The 17809-nt window shown below is 72.9% G+C and carries 2 protein-coding genes; both read left to right on the top strand.

Annotated elements, in window-relative coordinates; genetic code table 11:
• Nucleotides 1-23: 23 nt before the first annotated feature.
• Nucleotides 24-3359: an acyltransferase domain-containing protein gene (locus OO69_RS47220; protein WP_420707977.1), complete on the top strand. Its 3336-nt coding sequence runs from the start codon at nt 24-26 to the stop codon at nt 3357-3359.
• A 59-nt stretch (nt 3360-3418) separates the two neighbouring features.
• Nucleotides 3419-17809, top strand: a 14391-nt coding sequence (locus OO69_RS53670) for a type I polyketide synthase (protein ID WP_033287229.1), incomplete at its 3' end; no start/stop codon positions are given.

Raw genomic sequence — 17809 nt, forward strand, 5'->3', positions numbered from 1 at the left:
GTGCGGTGGGTGCGGGTCGGACGGTGCTCGTCTTCCCGGGTCAGGGTTCGCAGTGGGTTGGTATGGGTCGTGAACTCCTGGATTCCTCCCCGGTGTTCGCGGAGCGGGTCGCCGAGTGTGCTGCGGTGCTTGAGCGTTGGGTCGACTGGTCGCTGGTGGATGTGCTGCGGGGCGATGCTTCGGCTGAACTCCTGGAGCGGGTCGATGTGGTGCAGCCCGCCAGCTTCGCGGTGATGGTTGGTTTGGCGGCGGTGTGGGCGTCGGTGGGTGTGGTGCCCGACGCGGTGGTCGGTCACTCACAAGGAGAGATTGCCGCCGCGTGCGTGTCGGGTGCGTTGTCGCTGGAGGACGCTGCCCGCATCGTGGCGGTGCGCAGTCAGGTGATCGCCGGGAGTCTGGCGGGCCGTGGTGGTATGGCCTCGGTGGCGCTGGCGGAGGAGGACGCGCTCAAGCGTTTGGAGCGTTGGGGCGGTCGGGTTGAGGTGGCGGCTGTCAACGGTCCGGCGTCTGTCGTGATCGCCGGTGACGCGGAAGCCTTGGACGAGGCCCTTGATGTCCTGGCGGCGGATGGTGTGCGGGTGCGTCGGGTGGCGGTGGATTACGCCTCCCATTCCCGGCATGTGGAGGCGATCGAGGAGACGTTGGCCACCGCTTTCGCCGACATCCGCGCCCAGGCGCCGCTGATTCCCTTCTACTCGACGGTGACCGGTGAGTGGGTCCGTGAATCGGACGTCCTGGACGGCGGCTACTGGTACCGCAACCTGCGGGGTCAGGTCCGCTTCGGTCCCGCGATCGCGGCTCTCTTGGCCGAGGGACACACGGTGTTCGTGGAGTCCAGCGCCCACCCCGTCCTGGTCCAGCCGGTCAGCGAGATCGTCGATCAGGCGGAAGACACGGTCAGGCTGCGCGCCGTCGTCGGCAGCACGCTGCGCCGGGAGGACGGCGGCCCGCGCCGCCTGCTGACCTCGATGGCCGAACTGTTCGTCCGGGGCGTGCCCGTCGACTGGACCGGCGTCCTCCCGAATGGCGTCGGCACGGATACGAGGCACGTGGACCTGCCCACGTACGCCTTCGACCGACGTCACTACTGGCTGCAGGAGGCCGAGAGCGCCGACGGCGGCGGAGCTTCGGGCGAGGACACCGACGCGGACTTCTGGAGTGCCGTCGAGCGGACCGACGCCGACTCGCTCGCGGGGCTGCTCGCTCCGGACTCCGCTGGCCTGCGCGACGCCCTACGCACCGTCGTACCGGTGCTGGCGGACTGGCGCGGCAGGCGGCGGCAGCGGTCCAGCGCCGAGCGCCTCCGTTACGCCGTCACCTGGCGGCCCTTGGAGCGCGAGGTGTCCGGGGTGCCCGCGGGCCGCTGGCTCGCCGTCCTGCCCGCGGGTGGCCCGACCGGTTCCGCGGCGGGCTCCCGGGTGACCGAGCTTCTCGTGGCGCTCGGCGCCCAGGGACTGGATGTCGTACCCCTGGAGATCGCCGTGTCCGACGTCACCCGTACCGGGCTCGCCGAGCAACTGAGCGCTGTCCGGGCCGAGTACGAGCCCGCGGGGGTCCTTTCCCTGCTCGCCCTCGACGGCACGCGGGACGCCACCGCCGTCGCTGCCCGGACCCTCGCGCTGGTTCAGGCGCTCGGGGACGCGGGCGTCGACGGGCCGCTGTGGTGTCTGACCCGGGGGGCGGTGAACACCGGCGTCCAGGACACCGTCACCGCGCCCGGCGAAGCGGCCCTCTGGGGCCTGGGCCGTGCCGTGGCCCTGGAACACCCCGACCGGTGGGGTGGTTTGATCGACCTGCCGGTGACCGCCGACGCCCGCACCGCGCAGTACCTCGTGGGCGCGTTGAACGGCACCGCGGGGGACGACCAGCTCGCTGTCCGCCGTGCCGGCGTCTACAGCCGCCGACTCACCCGCAAGCCCGCCCCCGAAACACCCGCCGACGGTGGCTGGCAGCCCCGGGGCACCGTCCTGGTGACCGGCGGCGCCGAGGCCCTCGGCACACACGCCTCGCTCTGGCTCGCCCGGTCAGGGGTACGCCGTCTCATCGTCACGACCACGGCTCAGGCGCCCGCCGACGCCGTCGCCGACCTGCTGGGCAAGCTCGCGGACATGGGGGCCGACACGGCCGTCGTCTCCTGTGCCGACGCCGACCGCGGGACGCTCGCCCGCCTGATCACCGAGACCCCGGAGGGAGAGCCGCTCACCGCCGTCGTGCACGCCGCGGACACCGCCTGGACCAGCAACGTGGCCGACACCGGCCTCGCCGACCTCACGGAGGTGTTCGCCGCAAAGGTCGACACCGCCCTGTGGCTCGACCAAGTGTTCATGGAGAGCAACGGCGACGGCGACGGCGACAGCGATTCCGATACCGGGACCGGGACCGACACCCTTGGGAGGACCCCGCTCGACGCCTTCGTGGTCTTCTCCTCGATCGCCGGGATCTGGGGCGGTGGCGGTCAAGGCGTCTCCGGCGCGGCCAACGCCGTCCTGGACGCCCTGGTCGAACGGCGCCGCGGCCGGGGCCTCGCGGCCACCTCGATCGCCTGGGGAGCCCTCGACGAGGCTGGCCCCGGCATGGACGAGGCGACCCTCGCCCAGCTGCGCCGCCGCGGTGTCCTGCCGATGGCCCCGCAGGTCGCGACGACCGCCTTCGAACAGGCCGTGGAGGCGCGGGAGAAGGCCGTGACGGTCGTCGACATGGACTGGGAGGCGTTCATCCCGGCGTTCACCTCCGTACGGGTCAGCCCGCTCTTCGCCGACCTCCCCGAGGCCGCCGCCGCCCTGCGCGCGTCCCAGCCCGACGCCGAGAACAGCGACACCACCTCGTCCCTGGTGGACTCCCTCCAGGACGTCCCGGAGGCCGAACAGAACCGACTGCTGCTCCGGCTGGTCTGCGGGCAGGCCGCGACCGTCCTCGGACACAGCAGCGCGGAGAGCATCGGCCCGCTCCAGTCCTTCCAGGAGGTCGGCTTCGACTCGCTCGCCGCCGTCAACCTCCGCAACAGCCTGCACGTGGCCACCGGTCTGCGGCTGCCGGCGACCCTCGTCTTCGACTATCCGACCCCGGACGCCCTCGTCGGATTCCTCCGCTCCGAGCTGCTGACGGAGACGGGCGACGACGACCTGGACGGGCGGGAGGACGACCTGCGACGCGTACTCGCGCAGGTCCCGATCTCCCGCTTCAGGGAGGCCGGCCTTCTCGACACGCTGCTCACCCTCGTGGGCCCCGAGGACGGCTCCGTCCCCGGGTCGGCGACCGAACCGGAACCGGTGGCGCCCGCCGCCGCCGACACCGACCTGATCGACGTGATGGACGTCGCCGACCTCGTACAGCGCGCCCTCGGCAACCACGCCAACTGAGCACCTGACTCACCGACACCTGACTCACCGACAGCGGCAAAGACGGAGGACGTACCGAGATGACGGCGCCGGACGAGCAGATCGTCAACGCACTGCGTGCCTCGCTCAAGGAGAACGCGCGGCTCCAACAGGAGAACCAGCGTCTCTCCGAGGCCTCGGCCGAACCCATCGCGATCGTTTCGATGGCCTGTCGGTACGCGGGCGGCATCCGCACCCCCGAGGACCTGTGGCGGGTGGTGACCGACGGCACCGACGTCTACACCACCTTCCCGGAGGACCGCGGCTGGGACCTGGAGGGCCTCTACCACCCCGACCCGGACAACCCCGGTACGACGTACGTTCGCGAGGGCGCGTTCCTGCACGACGCCGGCCAGTTCGATGCCGCGTTCTTCGGGATCTCGCCGCGTGAGGCGCTCGCGATGGACCCCCAGCAGCGGCAGCTCCTGGAGGTCTCCTGGGAGGCCCTCGAACGGGCCGGCCTCGACCCGCACTCGTTGCGCGGCACCGACATCGGCGTGTTCGCCGGCATGGTCCACCAGGACTACGCGCCCGACCTCAGCGGGTTTGAGGGCTTCCTCAGCCTGGAGCGCGCCCTGGGTACCGCGGGCGGTGTCGCCTCGGGGCGGGTCGCCTACACCCTCGGCCTCGAAGGCCCCGCCGTCACCGTCGACACCATGTGCTCCTCCTCCCTGGTCGCCATCCATCTGGCTTCCCAGGCACTGCGGCGCGGTGAGTGCTCCATGGCCCTGGCCGGGGGCGCGACCGTCATGTCGACCCCCGGCGGGTTCGTCGGCTTCGCCCGGCAGCGCGGCCTCGCCTTCGACGGCCGCTGCAAGTCGTACGCGGCCTGCGCGGACGGCTCCAGCTGGGCCGAGGGCGCCGGTGTGATCCTCCTGGAACGCCTGTCCGAGGCCCGGCGCAACGGGCACCGGGTGCTCGCGGTGATCCGCGGCTCGGCCCTCAACCAGGACGGCGCCTCGAACGGCCTGACGGCGCCCAACGGCCCCGCGCAGCAGCGCGTCATCCGCAAGGCCCTGGAGAGCGCCGACCTCACCGCGGCCGACATCGACATGGTCGAGGGTCACGGCACGGGCACCGTCCTCGGGGACCCGATCGAGGCGCAGGCACTGATGGCCACCTACGGCCAGGACCGGCCCGGGGACCGGCCGTTGCGGCTCGGCTCGGTCAAGTCGGTGATCGGCCACACCCAGGCCGCTTCCGGCGTGGCCGGCGTGATCAACATGGTGCAGGCGCTGCGACACGGCGTCATGCCCGCCACCCGGCACGTCGACGAGCCCACCCCGCAGGTGGACTGGACGGCGGGTGCGGTGGAACTGCTGACGGAGACACGGGACTGGCCCCAGGACGACCATCCGCGCCGGGCCGGTGTGTCCTCGTTCGGTGCCAGCGGCACGAACGCCCACGTGATCCTGGAGCAGGCGCTGGAGGAGGAGCCCGCCGCGGACTCCGCTCCGGCTCCCACGGCCGACGGCGTGGTGCCGCTCGTCGTCTCGGCGGCCACGGTCGCCTCGCTGACCGGCCAGGCGGAACGGCTCGCGTCGTTCGTCGAGGCCTCCGGAACGGTCGCGCTCGCCGACGTGGCGGCCGCACTGGCCACCGGCCGGGCGGTGCTCGGCGAGCGTGCGGTCGTCGTGGCCGGCTCGTCCGAGGAGGCACTGGCGGGGCTGCGTGCCCTGGCGGCGGGCGAGGCCGCTTCCACGGTGGCCGTCGGTAGCGCGTCGACGCCGGGCGGGGCCGGAAAAGTCGTCCTCGTCTTCCCGGGCCAGGGTTCGCAGTGGGTTGGTATGGGTCGTGAACTCCTGGATTCCTCCCCGGTGTTCGCGTCGCGTATCGCCGAGTGCGCTGCGGTGCTTGAGCGTTGGGTCGACTGGTCGCTCGTGGATGTGCTGCGGGGAGATGCTCCGGCTGAACTCCTGGAGCGGGTCGATGTGGTGCAGCCCGCCAGCTTCGCGGTGATGGTGGGTCTTGCGGCCGTGTGGGCGTCGGTGGGTGTGGTTCCCGATGCGGTGGTCGGTCATTCGCAGGGTGAGATTGCCGCCGCGTGTGTGTCTGGAGCGTTGTCGCTGGAGGACGCTGCCCGCATCGTGGCGGTGCGCAGTCAGGTGATCGCCGGCAGTCTCGCGGGTCGTGGTGGCATGGCGTCGGTGGCGTTGGCGGAGGCCGACGTCGTGGAGCGGCTGGAGCGCTGGGCGGGTCGGGTCGAGGTCGCGGCGGTCAACGGTCCGGCGTCGGTCGTGATCGCTGGTGACGCCGAAGCCCTCGACGAGGCCCTCGACGCACTGGAGGACCAAGGCGTACGCGTGCGCCGCGTCGCCGTCGACTACGCCTCGCACTCCCGGCACGTCGAGGCCGTCCAGGAGACCTTGGGCGAAGCCTTCGCCGACATCCGCAGCCAGGCCCCCGCCGTACCGTTCCTCTCCACCGTGACCGGGGAATGGGTCCGCGAGGCGGGTGTCCTCGACGGCGGCTACTGGTACCGCAACCTGCGCCGGCAGGTCCGCTTCGGTCCCGCGATCGCCGACCTCCTTGCCGGGGGCCACACGGTGTTCGTGGAATCCAGCGCCCACCCCGTCCTGGTCCAGCCGATCAGCGAGATCGTGGACCGCGCCGACACCGACGCCGTCGTGACCGGCTCCCTGCGCCGCGACGAGGGCGGTAGCCGCCGCCTGTTCACCTCGATGGCCGAACTCTTCGTCCGCGGCGTCCACGTCGACTGGAGCGGCATCCTCACGGCCGGCCCCGACGCCGGACGGATCGACCTCCCGACGTACGCCTTCGACCACCAGCACTACTGGATCCAGCTGACCGGCACCGCCGTCGACGCCGCCTCGCTCGGCCTGAGCGGCACCGACCACCCGCTGCTCGGCGCGGTGGTCCCGCTGCCCCAGTCCGACGGCCTGGTCCTCACCTCCCGGCTCTCCCTGCGCACCCACCCCTGGCTCGCGGACCACGCCATCGGCGGCGTGGTCGTCGTGCCCGGCACCGTCTACGTCGATCTGGCGGTCCGCGCCGGCGACGAGTTCGGCTGCGCCGTCCTGGAGGAACTCGTCATCGAGGCGCCCCTCGTGCTGCCCGAGCAGGGCGGCGTCCGCGTCCAGGTCGCCGTCGGCGGTGCCGGCCCCAACGGCTCGCGCACCGTGGACGTGTACTCCCTCCGTGAGGAGGCCGCCGACGAGGCCGGACAGGGGGAGTGGACCCGGCACGCCACCGGCCTGCTCTCCATCGCCGCCCCGGTCGCCGACCCGAAGCCCGCCGTGGACTTCGCCGCCTGGCCCCCGGCCGGCGCGCAGCCCGTCGCCATCGACGACTTCTACCCCGACCTGGTCGCCCGCGGATACGCGTACGGCCCGGCCTTCCAGGGCCTGCGCGGCGTGTGGCGGCGCGGCGACGAACTGTTCGCCGAAGCCGCGCTGCCGCCCGAGCAGCGGGAGAACGCCGACCGGTTCGGCATCCACCCGGCCCTGCTCGACGCCGCCCTGCACACCAACGCCTTCGCCAACCCCGACGACGACCGCAAGGTCCTGCCCTTCGCCTGGAACGGTCTCGTCCTGCACGCCCTGGGCGCCTCCGCCCTGCGTGTGCGCGTCGCCCCGAGCGGCCCGGACGCCCTCTCGTTCCAGGCCGCCGACGAGACCGGTGACCTCGTCCTGACCATGGACTCGCTGGTGTCCCTGCCGGTCACCGCCGAGCAGTTGGACGCCGGAGCGGCCGGCCGGGACAGCCGCGACTCGCTGTTCCGCGTGGAGTGGACCCCGCTGCCCGCTCCCGAGGGCGCCGCCGCGCCCGCCTCCTGGGCTCCGCTCGCCACCGCCGACGACGTGACGGCGCTGGCCGCACGCGAGACCCTGCCGCCGGTCGCCGTCCTCACGGCGACGACCGGAGACGGCGAGGATCCGCTCGGCCTCACCACCCGCGTCGTGGCCGTGATCCAGGCGTGGCTGGCCGCCGCACCCGGCCTGGACGCCGTGCCCCTCGTCGTCGCGACCCGGGGCGCGGTGCCCGCCGGCGGCGACGCCGACGTCACCGACCCGGCGGGCGCCGCCGTCTGGGGCCTGATCCGCGCTGCCCAGGCGGAGAACCCCGACCGCATCGTGCTCGTGGACCTCGACCCCGCCGGCTCCGCCGGAGCGGGTCCCGTCCTCGGGCCCGTACTGGCCACCGGTGAGCCCCTCGTCGCCGTCCGCGGCACGGCCCTGTCCGCGCCACGCCTGGTGCGCGCGACCGCCGCCCCCGCCGAGCCCCAGGCCGAGAGCGGGGCCACGTACGTCTTCGACCCCGCGGGCACCGTCCTCGTCACCGGCGGCACCGGTTCCCTGGGCGCCATGGTGGCCCGGCACCTGGTCGACGAGCACGGCGTACGCCACCTGCTGCTGGTCAGTCGCAGCGGCCCCGCCGCGGAGGGCGCGCCCGAACTGGTCGCCGAACTCAGCGAGTCCGGCGCTGTGGTGACCCTCGCCGCGTGCGATGTCGCCGACCGGGACGCCGTGGCGGCACTGCTGGCGGCCGTACCGGCCGAGCACCCTCTCACCGGTGTCGTCCACCTCGCCGGCGTCCTGGACGACGGGGTGATCGGCGCGCTGACGCCGGAACGTATCGAAGGCGTCTTCGCCCCCAAGGTCACCGCCGTGCGCCACCTGGACGAACTGACCCGCGAACTCGCCCCCGGGCTCGCGTCGTTCACCGTCTTCTCGTCCGCCGCCGCACTGCTCGGCTCGGCAGGCCAGGGCAGTTACGCGGCTGCCAACTCCTTCCTCGACGCCCTCATGGCCCAGCGCCGGGCCGCCGGTCTGCCCGGTGTCTCGATGGCCTGGGGCCTGTGGCGGCAGAGCACCGGCCTGACCGCCCACCTCAGCGAGACCGACCAGGCCCGCATGAGCCGCGGCGGCGTCCTGCCGCTCGCCCCCGCCGAGGCCCTGGCCCTCCTCGACACCGGCCTGCGAGGCGAACACGCCCTGCTCGTGCCGATCAAGCTCGACCTGCGGTCCCTGCGCTCCGACGCGAGCTCCGGCGGCACCGTCCCGCACCTGCTGCGCAGCCTCGTGCGAAGTGGCCGCCGCCTCGCCCGCGCCGGCGCGGGCGACGGCAGCGACCTGGTCCGCCGCCTCGCCGGACTGCCCGACGCGGAACAGGAGGCCGTCCTCCTCGGCATCGTGCAGGCCGAAGCCACCGCGGTCCTCGGCTTCAACGCCGCCGAACTCGCCCAGGGCACCCGCGGGTTCAGCGAGATCGGCTTCGACTCGCTCACCGCCGTCGAACTCCGCAACCGGCTCGGCGCCGCCACCGGCGTCAAGCTCCCCGCCACCCTCATCTTCGACTACCCCACCCCGGTGGCACTCGCCCGCTACCTGCGCGAGGAACTCGGCGACGACACCGCGGGCGCCGGCGCCACCACCCTCTCCACCGTCGTGACCGCCGACCCCGACGAGCCCATCGCCATCGTCGGCATGGCCTGCCGCCTGCCCGGTGGCGTCGACGACCCCGACAGCCTCTGGCGCCTCGTGGCCGAGGGCCGCGACGGCATGGTGGCCCTCCCCGACGACCGCGGCTGGGACCTCGACGGCCTGTTCGACACCGACCCCGACAAGCCCGGCACGGCCTATGTGCACAAGGGCGGATTCCTGCAGGACGCCGCCCAGTTCGACGCCGGCTTCTTCGGGATCTCGCCGCGCGAGGCCTTGGCCATGGACCCGCAGCAGCGGCTGTTGCTGGAGACCTCGTGGGAGGCCCTGGAGCGCGCCGGCATCGACCCCCGCTCCGCGCGCGGCGACAACATCGGCGTCTTCTCGGGCGTCTCCATCCACGACTACGTCGAGTCCCTCAGCAACATGCCCGACGAACTCGAAGGGTTCGTCACCACGGCCACCGCGGGCAGCGTGGCCTCCGGCCGGGTCTCGTACGCGTTCGGCTTCGAGGGGCCGTCCGTGACCGTCGACACCGCCTGCTCCTCGTCCCTCGTCACCATCCACCTCGCCGCCCAGGCACTGCGCCAGGGCGAGTGCTCGCTCGCCCTGGCCGGCGGAGTGGCCGTCATGGGCTCGCCGATCGGCCTGCGCGGCATGTCCCGGCAGCGCGGCCTCGCCGCCGACGGCCGGGTCAAGGCGTTCTCGGCCGGTGCCGACGGCACCATCCTGTCCGAGGGCGTCGGCATCGTCGTCCTGGAACGCCTCTCGGAGGCCCGCCGCCGCGGACACCGGGTGCTCGCGGTCGTGCGCGGCTCGGCGGTCAACCAGGACGGCGCCTCGAACGGCCTGACCGCGCCCAACGGCCCCTCGCAGCAACGCGTCATCCGCAAGGCCCTCGCCAACGCGGGCCTCGCCGCGGCCGACATCGACGTGGTGGAGGCACACGGCACCGGCACGGAACTCGGCGACCCGATCGAGGCACAGGCCCTGCTCGCCACCTACGGCCGCGACCGGGACCCGGAGCGCCCGCTGTGGCTGGGATCGCTCAAGTCGAACGTGGGTCACACGCAGGCAGCCGCGGGTGTCTCCGCCGTGATCAAGATGGTGCAGGCGCTGCGGCACGGCGTCATGCCGCCCACGCTCAACGTGACGGAACCGACGCCCCAGGTCGACTGGACGGCGGGCGCGGTCGAACTGCTCACCGAGGCCCGCGCCTGGCCGGAGGAGGGCAGGCCGCGCCGCGCCGGGATCTCCAGTTTCGGCATCAGCGGCACGAACGCGCACCTGATCCTGGAACAGGCACCGGAGAGCGAATCCGCACCGCCGGCCACCTCGACCGACGGTGTGGTTCCCCTGGTCGTGTCCGCCGCCTCGGCGGCATCCCTGGCGGGACAGGCCGCGCGGCTCGCGTCGTTCGTCGAGACGCCCGAGACGGCACAGACCGTGCCGCTGGAGGCCGTGGCGGCGACCCTGGTGACGCGACGGGCGCTGCTCTCCGACCGCGCGGTGATCGTGGCCGCCTCCCGGAACGACGCCCTGTCAGGCCTCAATGCCCTGGCACACGGCGAGTCCCACCCCGGCGTCGTCACCGGCGGATCGTTCGGCACCGCCGCTTTGGGCCGGACGGTGTTGGTGTTCCCCGGTCAGGGTTCGCAGTGGGCTGGCATGGGTCGTGAACTCCTGGATTCTTCGCCGGTGTTCGCGGAGCGGATCGCCGAGTGCGCTGCGGTGCTTGAGCGTTGGGTCGACTGGTCGCTCGTCGACGTGCTGAGGGGAGACGCTCCGGCTGAACTCCTGGAGCGGGTCGATGTGTTGCAGCCCGCCAGCTTCGCGGTGATGGTTGGTTTGGCTGCGGTGTGGGCGTCGGTGGGTGTGGTTCCCGATGCGGTGGTCGGCCATTCCCAGGGTGAGATTGCCGCCGCGTGTGTGTCGGGTGCGTTGTCGCTGGAGGATGCTGCCCGGATCGTGGCGGTGCGCAGCCAGGTCATCGCCGGGAGCCTGGCGGGCCGTGGTGGCATGGCCTCGGTGGCGCTGGCGGAGGCCGACGTCGTAGAGCGGCTGGAGCGCTGGGCGGGTCGGGTCGAGGTCGCGGCGGTCAACGGTCCGGCGTCGGTGGTGATCGCCGGTGACGCCGAAGCCTTGGACGAGGCCCTTGATGTCCTGGTGGCGGATGGTGTGCGGGTGCGTCGGGTGGCGGTGGACTACGCCTCCCACACCCGGCACGTGGAGGCGATCGAGGAGACCCTCGCCAGCGCGTTCGCGGACATCCGCGCCCAAGCGCCCCTGGTTCCCTTCTACTCGACGGTGACCGGTGAATGGGTCCGTGAGGCGGGTGTCCTCGACGGCGGCTACTGGTACCGCAACCTGCGCAATCAGGTCCGCTTCGGTCCCGCGATCGCGGCTCTCCTGGCCGAAGGACACACGGTGTTCGTCGAGTCCAGTGCCCACCCGGTGCTGGTCCAGCCGGTCAGCGAGATCGTCGATACCGAGGGCGCGACGGCGCTTGTCGGTGGCTCGCTGCGCCGTGACGAAGGTGGCCCGCGCCGTTTGCTGACCTCGATGGCCGAACTCTTCGTCCACGGTGTCGCGGTCGACTGGACCGGCATGCTCCCCGAGGGATCCGCCGACCAGGTCGACCTCCCGACGTACGCCTTCGACCACCAGCACTACTGGCTCCAGACCGCCCCCGCGACCGACGCCGCCTCCCTCGGCCAGGCCGCCGCCGACCACCCGCTGCTCGGCGCGGTGGTCCGGCTGCCGCAGTCGGACGGCCTGGCCTTCACCTCCCGCCTGTCGCTCCGCACCCACCCCTGGCTCGCGGACCACGTCATCGGCGGCATGGTCGTCGTGCCTGGCGGCGCGCTGGTCGAACTGGCCGTTCGCGCCGGTGACGAGGTCGGCTGCGGCACGCTGGACGAACTGGTCGTCGAGGCGCCTCTCGTGCTGCCCGAGCAGGGCGGTGTCCGTATCCAGGTCACCGTCGGCGGACCCGCCGAGGACGGGGCCCGCACGATCGACGTCTACTCGATCCGCGAGGACGCCGCCGAGGACACGGGCGCGGACGCCTGGACCCGCCACGCCACCGGACGGCTCTCCACCGCAGCCGCCGACCGCTCCACGACCGACGACGACCTCTCCCTCTGGCCGCCCACGGGAGCCCGGCCCGCGAACGTCGACGAGCTCTACGACGACCTGTTCCGGCTCGGCCACGCGTACGGCCCGGTCTTCCAGGGCGTACGGGCGCTGTGGCGGCGCGGTGACGAGGTCTTCGCCGAACTGGCCCTCCCGGACGAACAGCGCGGCGACGCGAGCCGCTTCGGGCTGCACCCGGCACTCCTGGAAGCGGCTCTCCACTCCGGCCTGCGCCACGCGGCCGTGGCCGACGCGAGCACCGACGCCGGTGGGAACGGGGTGGGCACAAGCCCGAACGCGTCGACGGCCACGGACGAGAGGCAGAGCCTCTGGCAGCCCGCCGAGTGGACCGGACTGACGCTCCGTGCCACGGGCGCCTCGTCGCTGCGGGTGAAGCTCGCGCCGGCCGGGTCCGACCGGCTGTCGCTGACGGCAGCCGACGAGACCGGCGCACCCGTCCTGACGCTGGACGCGCTCTCCTTCCTGCCGGTCACCGCAGAACAGCTCTCCGCCGCGGCGGCCGTCGCGGGCCCGGGCCACGACTCCCTGTTCCGGGTGGAGTGGGCCGAACTGCCCGCACCTGCCCCGAGCACGGAAACGCTGCCGCCGTGGGTGCCGCTGTTCCACGCCGACGAGGTGGAGATCCTCGCCGCCAACGTCACCACCCCGGTCGTCGCCGTGGCGCAGGCGTTCGGCAGCGGCGACGGCGATGACGCGCTGCCCCTGACCAACCGCATCCTGTCCATGGTCCAGGCGTGGCTCGCCGCCCCGAGCCTGGCCGCCTCCCGGCTGGTCGTTCTCACCCGGGGCGCGATGCCCGTCGGCGGCGACGCCGATGTCACCGACCCGGCGGGCGCCGCCGTATGGGGCCTGATCCGGGCCGCCCAGGCGGAGGACCCCGAGCGGATCGTCCTGCTGGACACCGCCGCCGACTCCGATCTCGATGTCACCGGCATCGAGATGGAACCGGTCCTCGCCGCGGTCCTGGCCACCGGCGAACCCCAGCTCGCCGCCCGCGGCCAGTTGCTCAGCGCCCCTCGCCTCGTCCGCGACACGACCGGAGCCGCCACCTCCGACACCCCCGCTGCCTTCGACCCCGAGGGCACTGTCCTCGTCACCGGCGGCACCGGCTCCCTGGGCTCCCTGCTCGCGCGGCACCTGGTCGACGAGCACGGTGTACGGCACCTGCTGCTGGTCAGTCGCCGCGGCCCCGCCGCGGAGGGCGCGGCCGAACTGGTCGCCGAACTCACCGAGTCCGGAGCGATGGTGACGGTCACCGCGTGCGATGTCGCCGACCGGGACGCCGTGGCGGCACTGCTGGCGGCCGTACCGGCCGAGCACCCTCTCACCGGTGTCGTCCACACGGCCGGTGCGCTGGACGACGGGGTGATCGGCGCGCTGACGCCGGAACGCGTCGAAGGGGTCTTCGCCCCGAAGGCCACCGCCGTCCGCCACCTGGACGAACTGACCCGCGATCTGGGCTTGACCACCTTCGCGGTGTTCTCCTCCGGCGCCGGGCTCTTCGGATCGGCCGGTCAGGGAAACTACGCGGCCGCCAACTCCTTCCTCGACGGCCTGATGGCCCGCCGCCGGGCCGCCGGTCTGCCCGGTGTCTCGATGGCCTGGGGCCTGTGGCGGCAGAGCACCGGCCTGACCGCCCACCTCAGCGAACTCGACCAGGCCCGCATGAGCCGTGGCGGCGTCCAGGCACTCACCCCGGCCGAGGGCTTCGCCCTCTTCGACGCTGCCCTCCACGCCGAACAGGCGCTCGTCGTACCCATCAAGCTCGACCTTCGAGCCGCCCGCGCCGACGCCGCGTCCGGTGGCGCGGTGCAGCCGCTGATGCGCGGCCTGGTCCGTACCGGCAGGCAGACCGCCCGCGCGGCCACCGCACAGCGCGGCGTCGGCGGCCTCGCCGACCGGCTGGCCGGGCTCACGCCGGAGGAGCAGGAGGCGCTGCTGCTCGACCTGGTCCGCGGCCAGGTGGCGACCGTCCTCGGGCACGCCGGGGCCGACGACGTACGGCCCGAGAAGGCGTTCAAGGACGCCGGTTTCGACTCGCTCACCTCGGTCGAACTGCGCAACCGGGTCCGTGAGGCCAGCGGCCTCAGCCTGCCGACGACCGTCGTCTTCGACTACCCGACGCCGCTCGCCCTCGCCCGCCACCTGCACGAGGCGTTCGGCCACATACCCGCGGCCACCGCCGCACGGGTCGCGCCCTCGGTGTCGGTCGCCGACCCCGACGAGCCGATCGCCGTCGTGGGCATGGCGTGCCGCCTGCCGGGCGGCGTCGCGAACCCCGAGGACCTGTGGCGGCTGGTCAGCGAGGGCCGGGACGCGATGTCCGGCTTCCCGGACGACCGCGGCTGGGACCTCGACGGCCTGTTCGACTCCGACGCAGGCCGGGTCGGCACCTCGTACGTCGACCAGGGCGGATTCCTCTACGACGCGGGCCTGTTCGACGCGGGATTCTTCGGGATCTCGCCGCGCGAGGCACTCGCCATGGACCCGCAGCAGCGGCTGCTCCTGGAGACCTCGTGGGAGGCCATGGAGCGCGCCGGGATCGACCCGGGAACCCTGAAGGGAACCGATGTCGGCGTCTTCTCCGGCGTGATGACCCAGGGATACGGCTTCGGCGGTGAGGTCCCGGCCGAACTCGGCGGCTTCACCGCGACCGGCTCCGCCGGGAGCGTGGCCTCCGGCCGGGTCTCCTACGTGTTCGGCTTCGAGGGCCCGGCCGTGACCGTGGACACGGCCTGCTCGTCCTCGTTGGTCGCCATTCACCTCGCCGCCCAGGCACTGCGGCAGGGCGAGTGCTCGATGGCGCTCGCAGGCGGTGCGACCGTCCTGGCGAACCCGTACACCTTCGTGGAGTTCTCCCGCCAGCAGGCGCTGTCGCCCGACGGCCGCTGCAAGGCCTTCTCCGCGACCGCCGACGGAACCGGCTGGGCCGAGGGCGCCGGTGTCGTGATTCTGGAGCGCCTCTCGGAAGCCCGGCGCAACGGGCACCACGTGCTCGCGGTGATCCGCGGCTCGGCGGTCAACCAGGACGGTGCGTCGAACGGCCTGACAGCGCCCAACGGGCCCTCCCAACAGCGCGTCATCCGCAAGGCGCTGGCCAACGCCGGCCTGTCGACGGCCGACGTCGACGCTGTGGAGGCGCACGGCACGGGTACCGTCCTCGGCGACCCGATCGAGGCGCAGGCACTGCTCGCCACCTACGGGCAGGACCGGCCCGAAGACCGGCCGCTGTGGCTGGGCTCGGTCAAGTCGAACATCGGGCACGCACAGGCCGCCGCCGGCGTCGCCGGCGTGATCAAGACCGTGGAAGCCCTGCGGCACGGCGTCCTGCCGTCCACCCTGCACATCACCGAACCGTCGACGGAGGTCGAATGGTCGGCGGGTGCGGTGGAGCTGCTGACCGAGGCCCGGGAGTGGCCGGAGTACGGCCGGCCGCGTCGGGCGGGCGTCTCCGCCTTCGGCGTGAGCGGCACGAACGCGCACATCATCCTGGAACAGGCGCCCGCGCCGGCCGCGCCGGAGCCCGAGCCGACGGCAGACGTCGTCGACGGTGTGGTGCCGCTGGTCGTCTCTGCGCGGAGCACCGGTGCGCTGACGGGGCAGGCCGAACGGCTCGCGTCCTTCGTGGAGTTGGGCGAGGAGGTGCCGTTGGGCACCGTGGCGAGTGCGTTGGTGGCTCAGCGGGCGGTGTTGTCGGAGCGTGCGGTGGTGGTGGCCGGTTCGCGTGAGGACGCGCTTGTTGGGTTGGGTGCGTTGGCGCGGGGCGAGTCGAGTCCTGTTGTGGTCAGGGGGAGTGCCGGGGGCTCGGTTCGTACGGTGGTGGTGTTTCCGGGGCAGGGTTCGCAGCGGGTGGGGATGGGGCGTGAGTTGTATGCGCGCTATCCGGTGTTCGCGGAGGCCTTCGACGAGGCGTGTGCCGCGCTGGACGCGCAACTGTCGGGCTGGGTGGAGCATCCGGTCAGGGATGTCGTCCTGGGTGATGCCGGTGATCTGAGTCGGACGGTGTTTACGCAGGCGGGGTTGTTCGCTGTGGAGACGGCCCTGTTCCGGCTGGTGGAGTCGTGGGGTGTGCGGCCGGATGCGGTGATGGGTCATTCGATCGGTGAGATCGTGGCGGCGCATGTGGCCGGGGTTCTGTCGCTGGGGGATGCGGCGGTGGTGGTGGCGGCTCGGGGTCGGCTGATGGAGGCACTTCCGTCGGGTGGCGCGATGGTCGCGGTGGCCGCGTCGGAGGCGGAAGTCGAGGCGCTGTTGGGTGAGGGTGTGGGCCTGGCGGCGGTCAACGGTCCGGCGTCCGTGGTCCTTTCCGGCGTCGAGGACGCTGTGTTGGCGGTGGCGGCGAAGCTCGGGGAGCAGGGCCGTAAGACCAAGCGGCTGAGCGTCTCGCATGCCTTCCACTCGGTGTTGATGGAGCCGATGCTCGACGAGTTCGCGAACGTGCTGTCCCAAGTGACGTGGTCGGAGCCGGAGTTCCCGGTGGTGTCGAACGTGTCGGGACGGCTTGCCGAGCCCGGTCAGTTCACCGACCCGCAGTACTGGGTGGACCACGTTCGCCGTCCGGTGCGTTTCGCCGATGGTGTGGCGGCCGCGGCCGGCGACGGTGATGTGGTTGTCATCGAACTGGGCCCGGGTGCGGCCTTGTCGAGTGTGGTGGCCGAGTCCGCCGGTGAGCGGGCGGCCTGTGTGGCGGCTCTGCGGGACGGTCGTCCTGAGGCGCAGACCCTCCTCGCCGCGACCGCCGAGGTCTTTGTTCACGGCGGGTCGGTCGACTGGGCGAAGGTGTTGCCGGTTGCGGGTGCTTCGCACCTCGACCTGCCGACGTATGCCTTCGACCACCAGCACTACTGGCTCCAACTGGCTCCGGCGGCCGACGCGGTGTCGCTCGGCCAGTCCACCGCCGATCACCCGCTGCTGGGTGCCGTGGTCGAGGTGCCGGAGACCGGCGGCGTCCTGTGCACCTCGCGGTTGTCCCTGCGTACGCATGCCTGGCTCGCGGGCCACGCTGTCGGCGGAGTCGTCCTCGTCCCCGGTACCGGACTGGTCGAACTGGCCGTCCGCGCCGGAGATGTCGTGGCCGCCGGGATGCTGGAGGAACTGGTCATCGAGGCGCCGTTGGTCGTCCCGGCCCATGGCGGTGTCCGTGTCCAGGTCGCCGTCGGCGGCCCCGACGAGCACGGCACGCGCACGGTCGCCGTCTACTCGGCACGCGAGGACACGGGTGGCGAGATCGGCGCGGACACCTGGACCCGGCACGCCACCGGAACCCTGGGAGCGGCTCCGGCCAGGAGTACGGAAACGGCCGGCTTCGACGTCTCCGTCTGGCCGCCGGCCGGCGCGGAGCAAGTGCCGCTCGACGTCACCGGGTTCTACGACGAACTGCTCGGCCACGGATACGCGTACGGCCCGGCCTTCCAGGGCTTGCGGGCGGTGTGGCGGCGTGGCGAGGAACTGTTCGCCGAGGTCGTGCTGCCGGACGAACTGCGCGACAGCGCCGCCCGGTTCGGCCTCCACCCGGCCCTGCTGGACGCCGCACTGCACACGGAGGCGTTCGCACAGTCGGACGACGGCCACAACGTCCTGCCGTTCGCCTGGAACCGGCTGGTGCTGCACGCCGCCGGAGCCTCCTCGCTGCGGGTGCGGATCGCACCGCAGGGCCAGGACGCTCGATCGCTGACCGCCGTCGACGAGACCGGCGGCCCAGTCCTGACGGTGGAATCGGTGACCTTCCGGCCGGTGGACGTGGCGCAGTTGGACACCGCGGCGGCCGGCGGCAGCCGGGATGCCCTGTTCGAGGTGGAGTGGGCGGAGTTGGCGGCGGCGCCTGGGGTGGTGGCGGAGCCGGAGCCTTCGTGGGTGCTGGTCGGGTCGGCGGAG

The organism is Streptomyces sp. NRRL F-525, from assembly GCF_000716605.1.
Classification (GTDB): Bacteria; Actinomycetota; Actinomycetes; order Streptomycetales; family Streptomycetaceae; genus Streptomyces.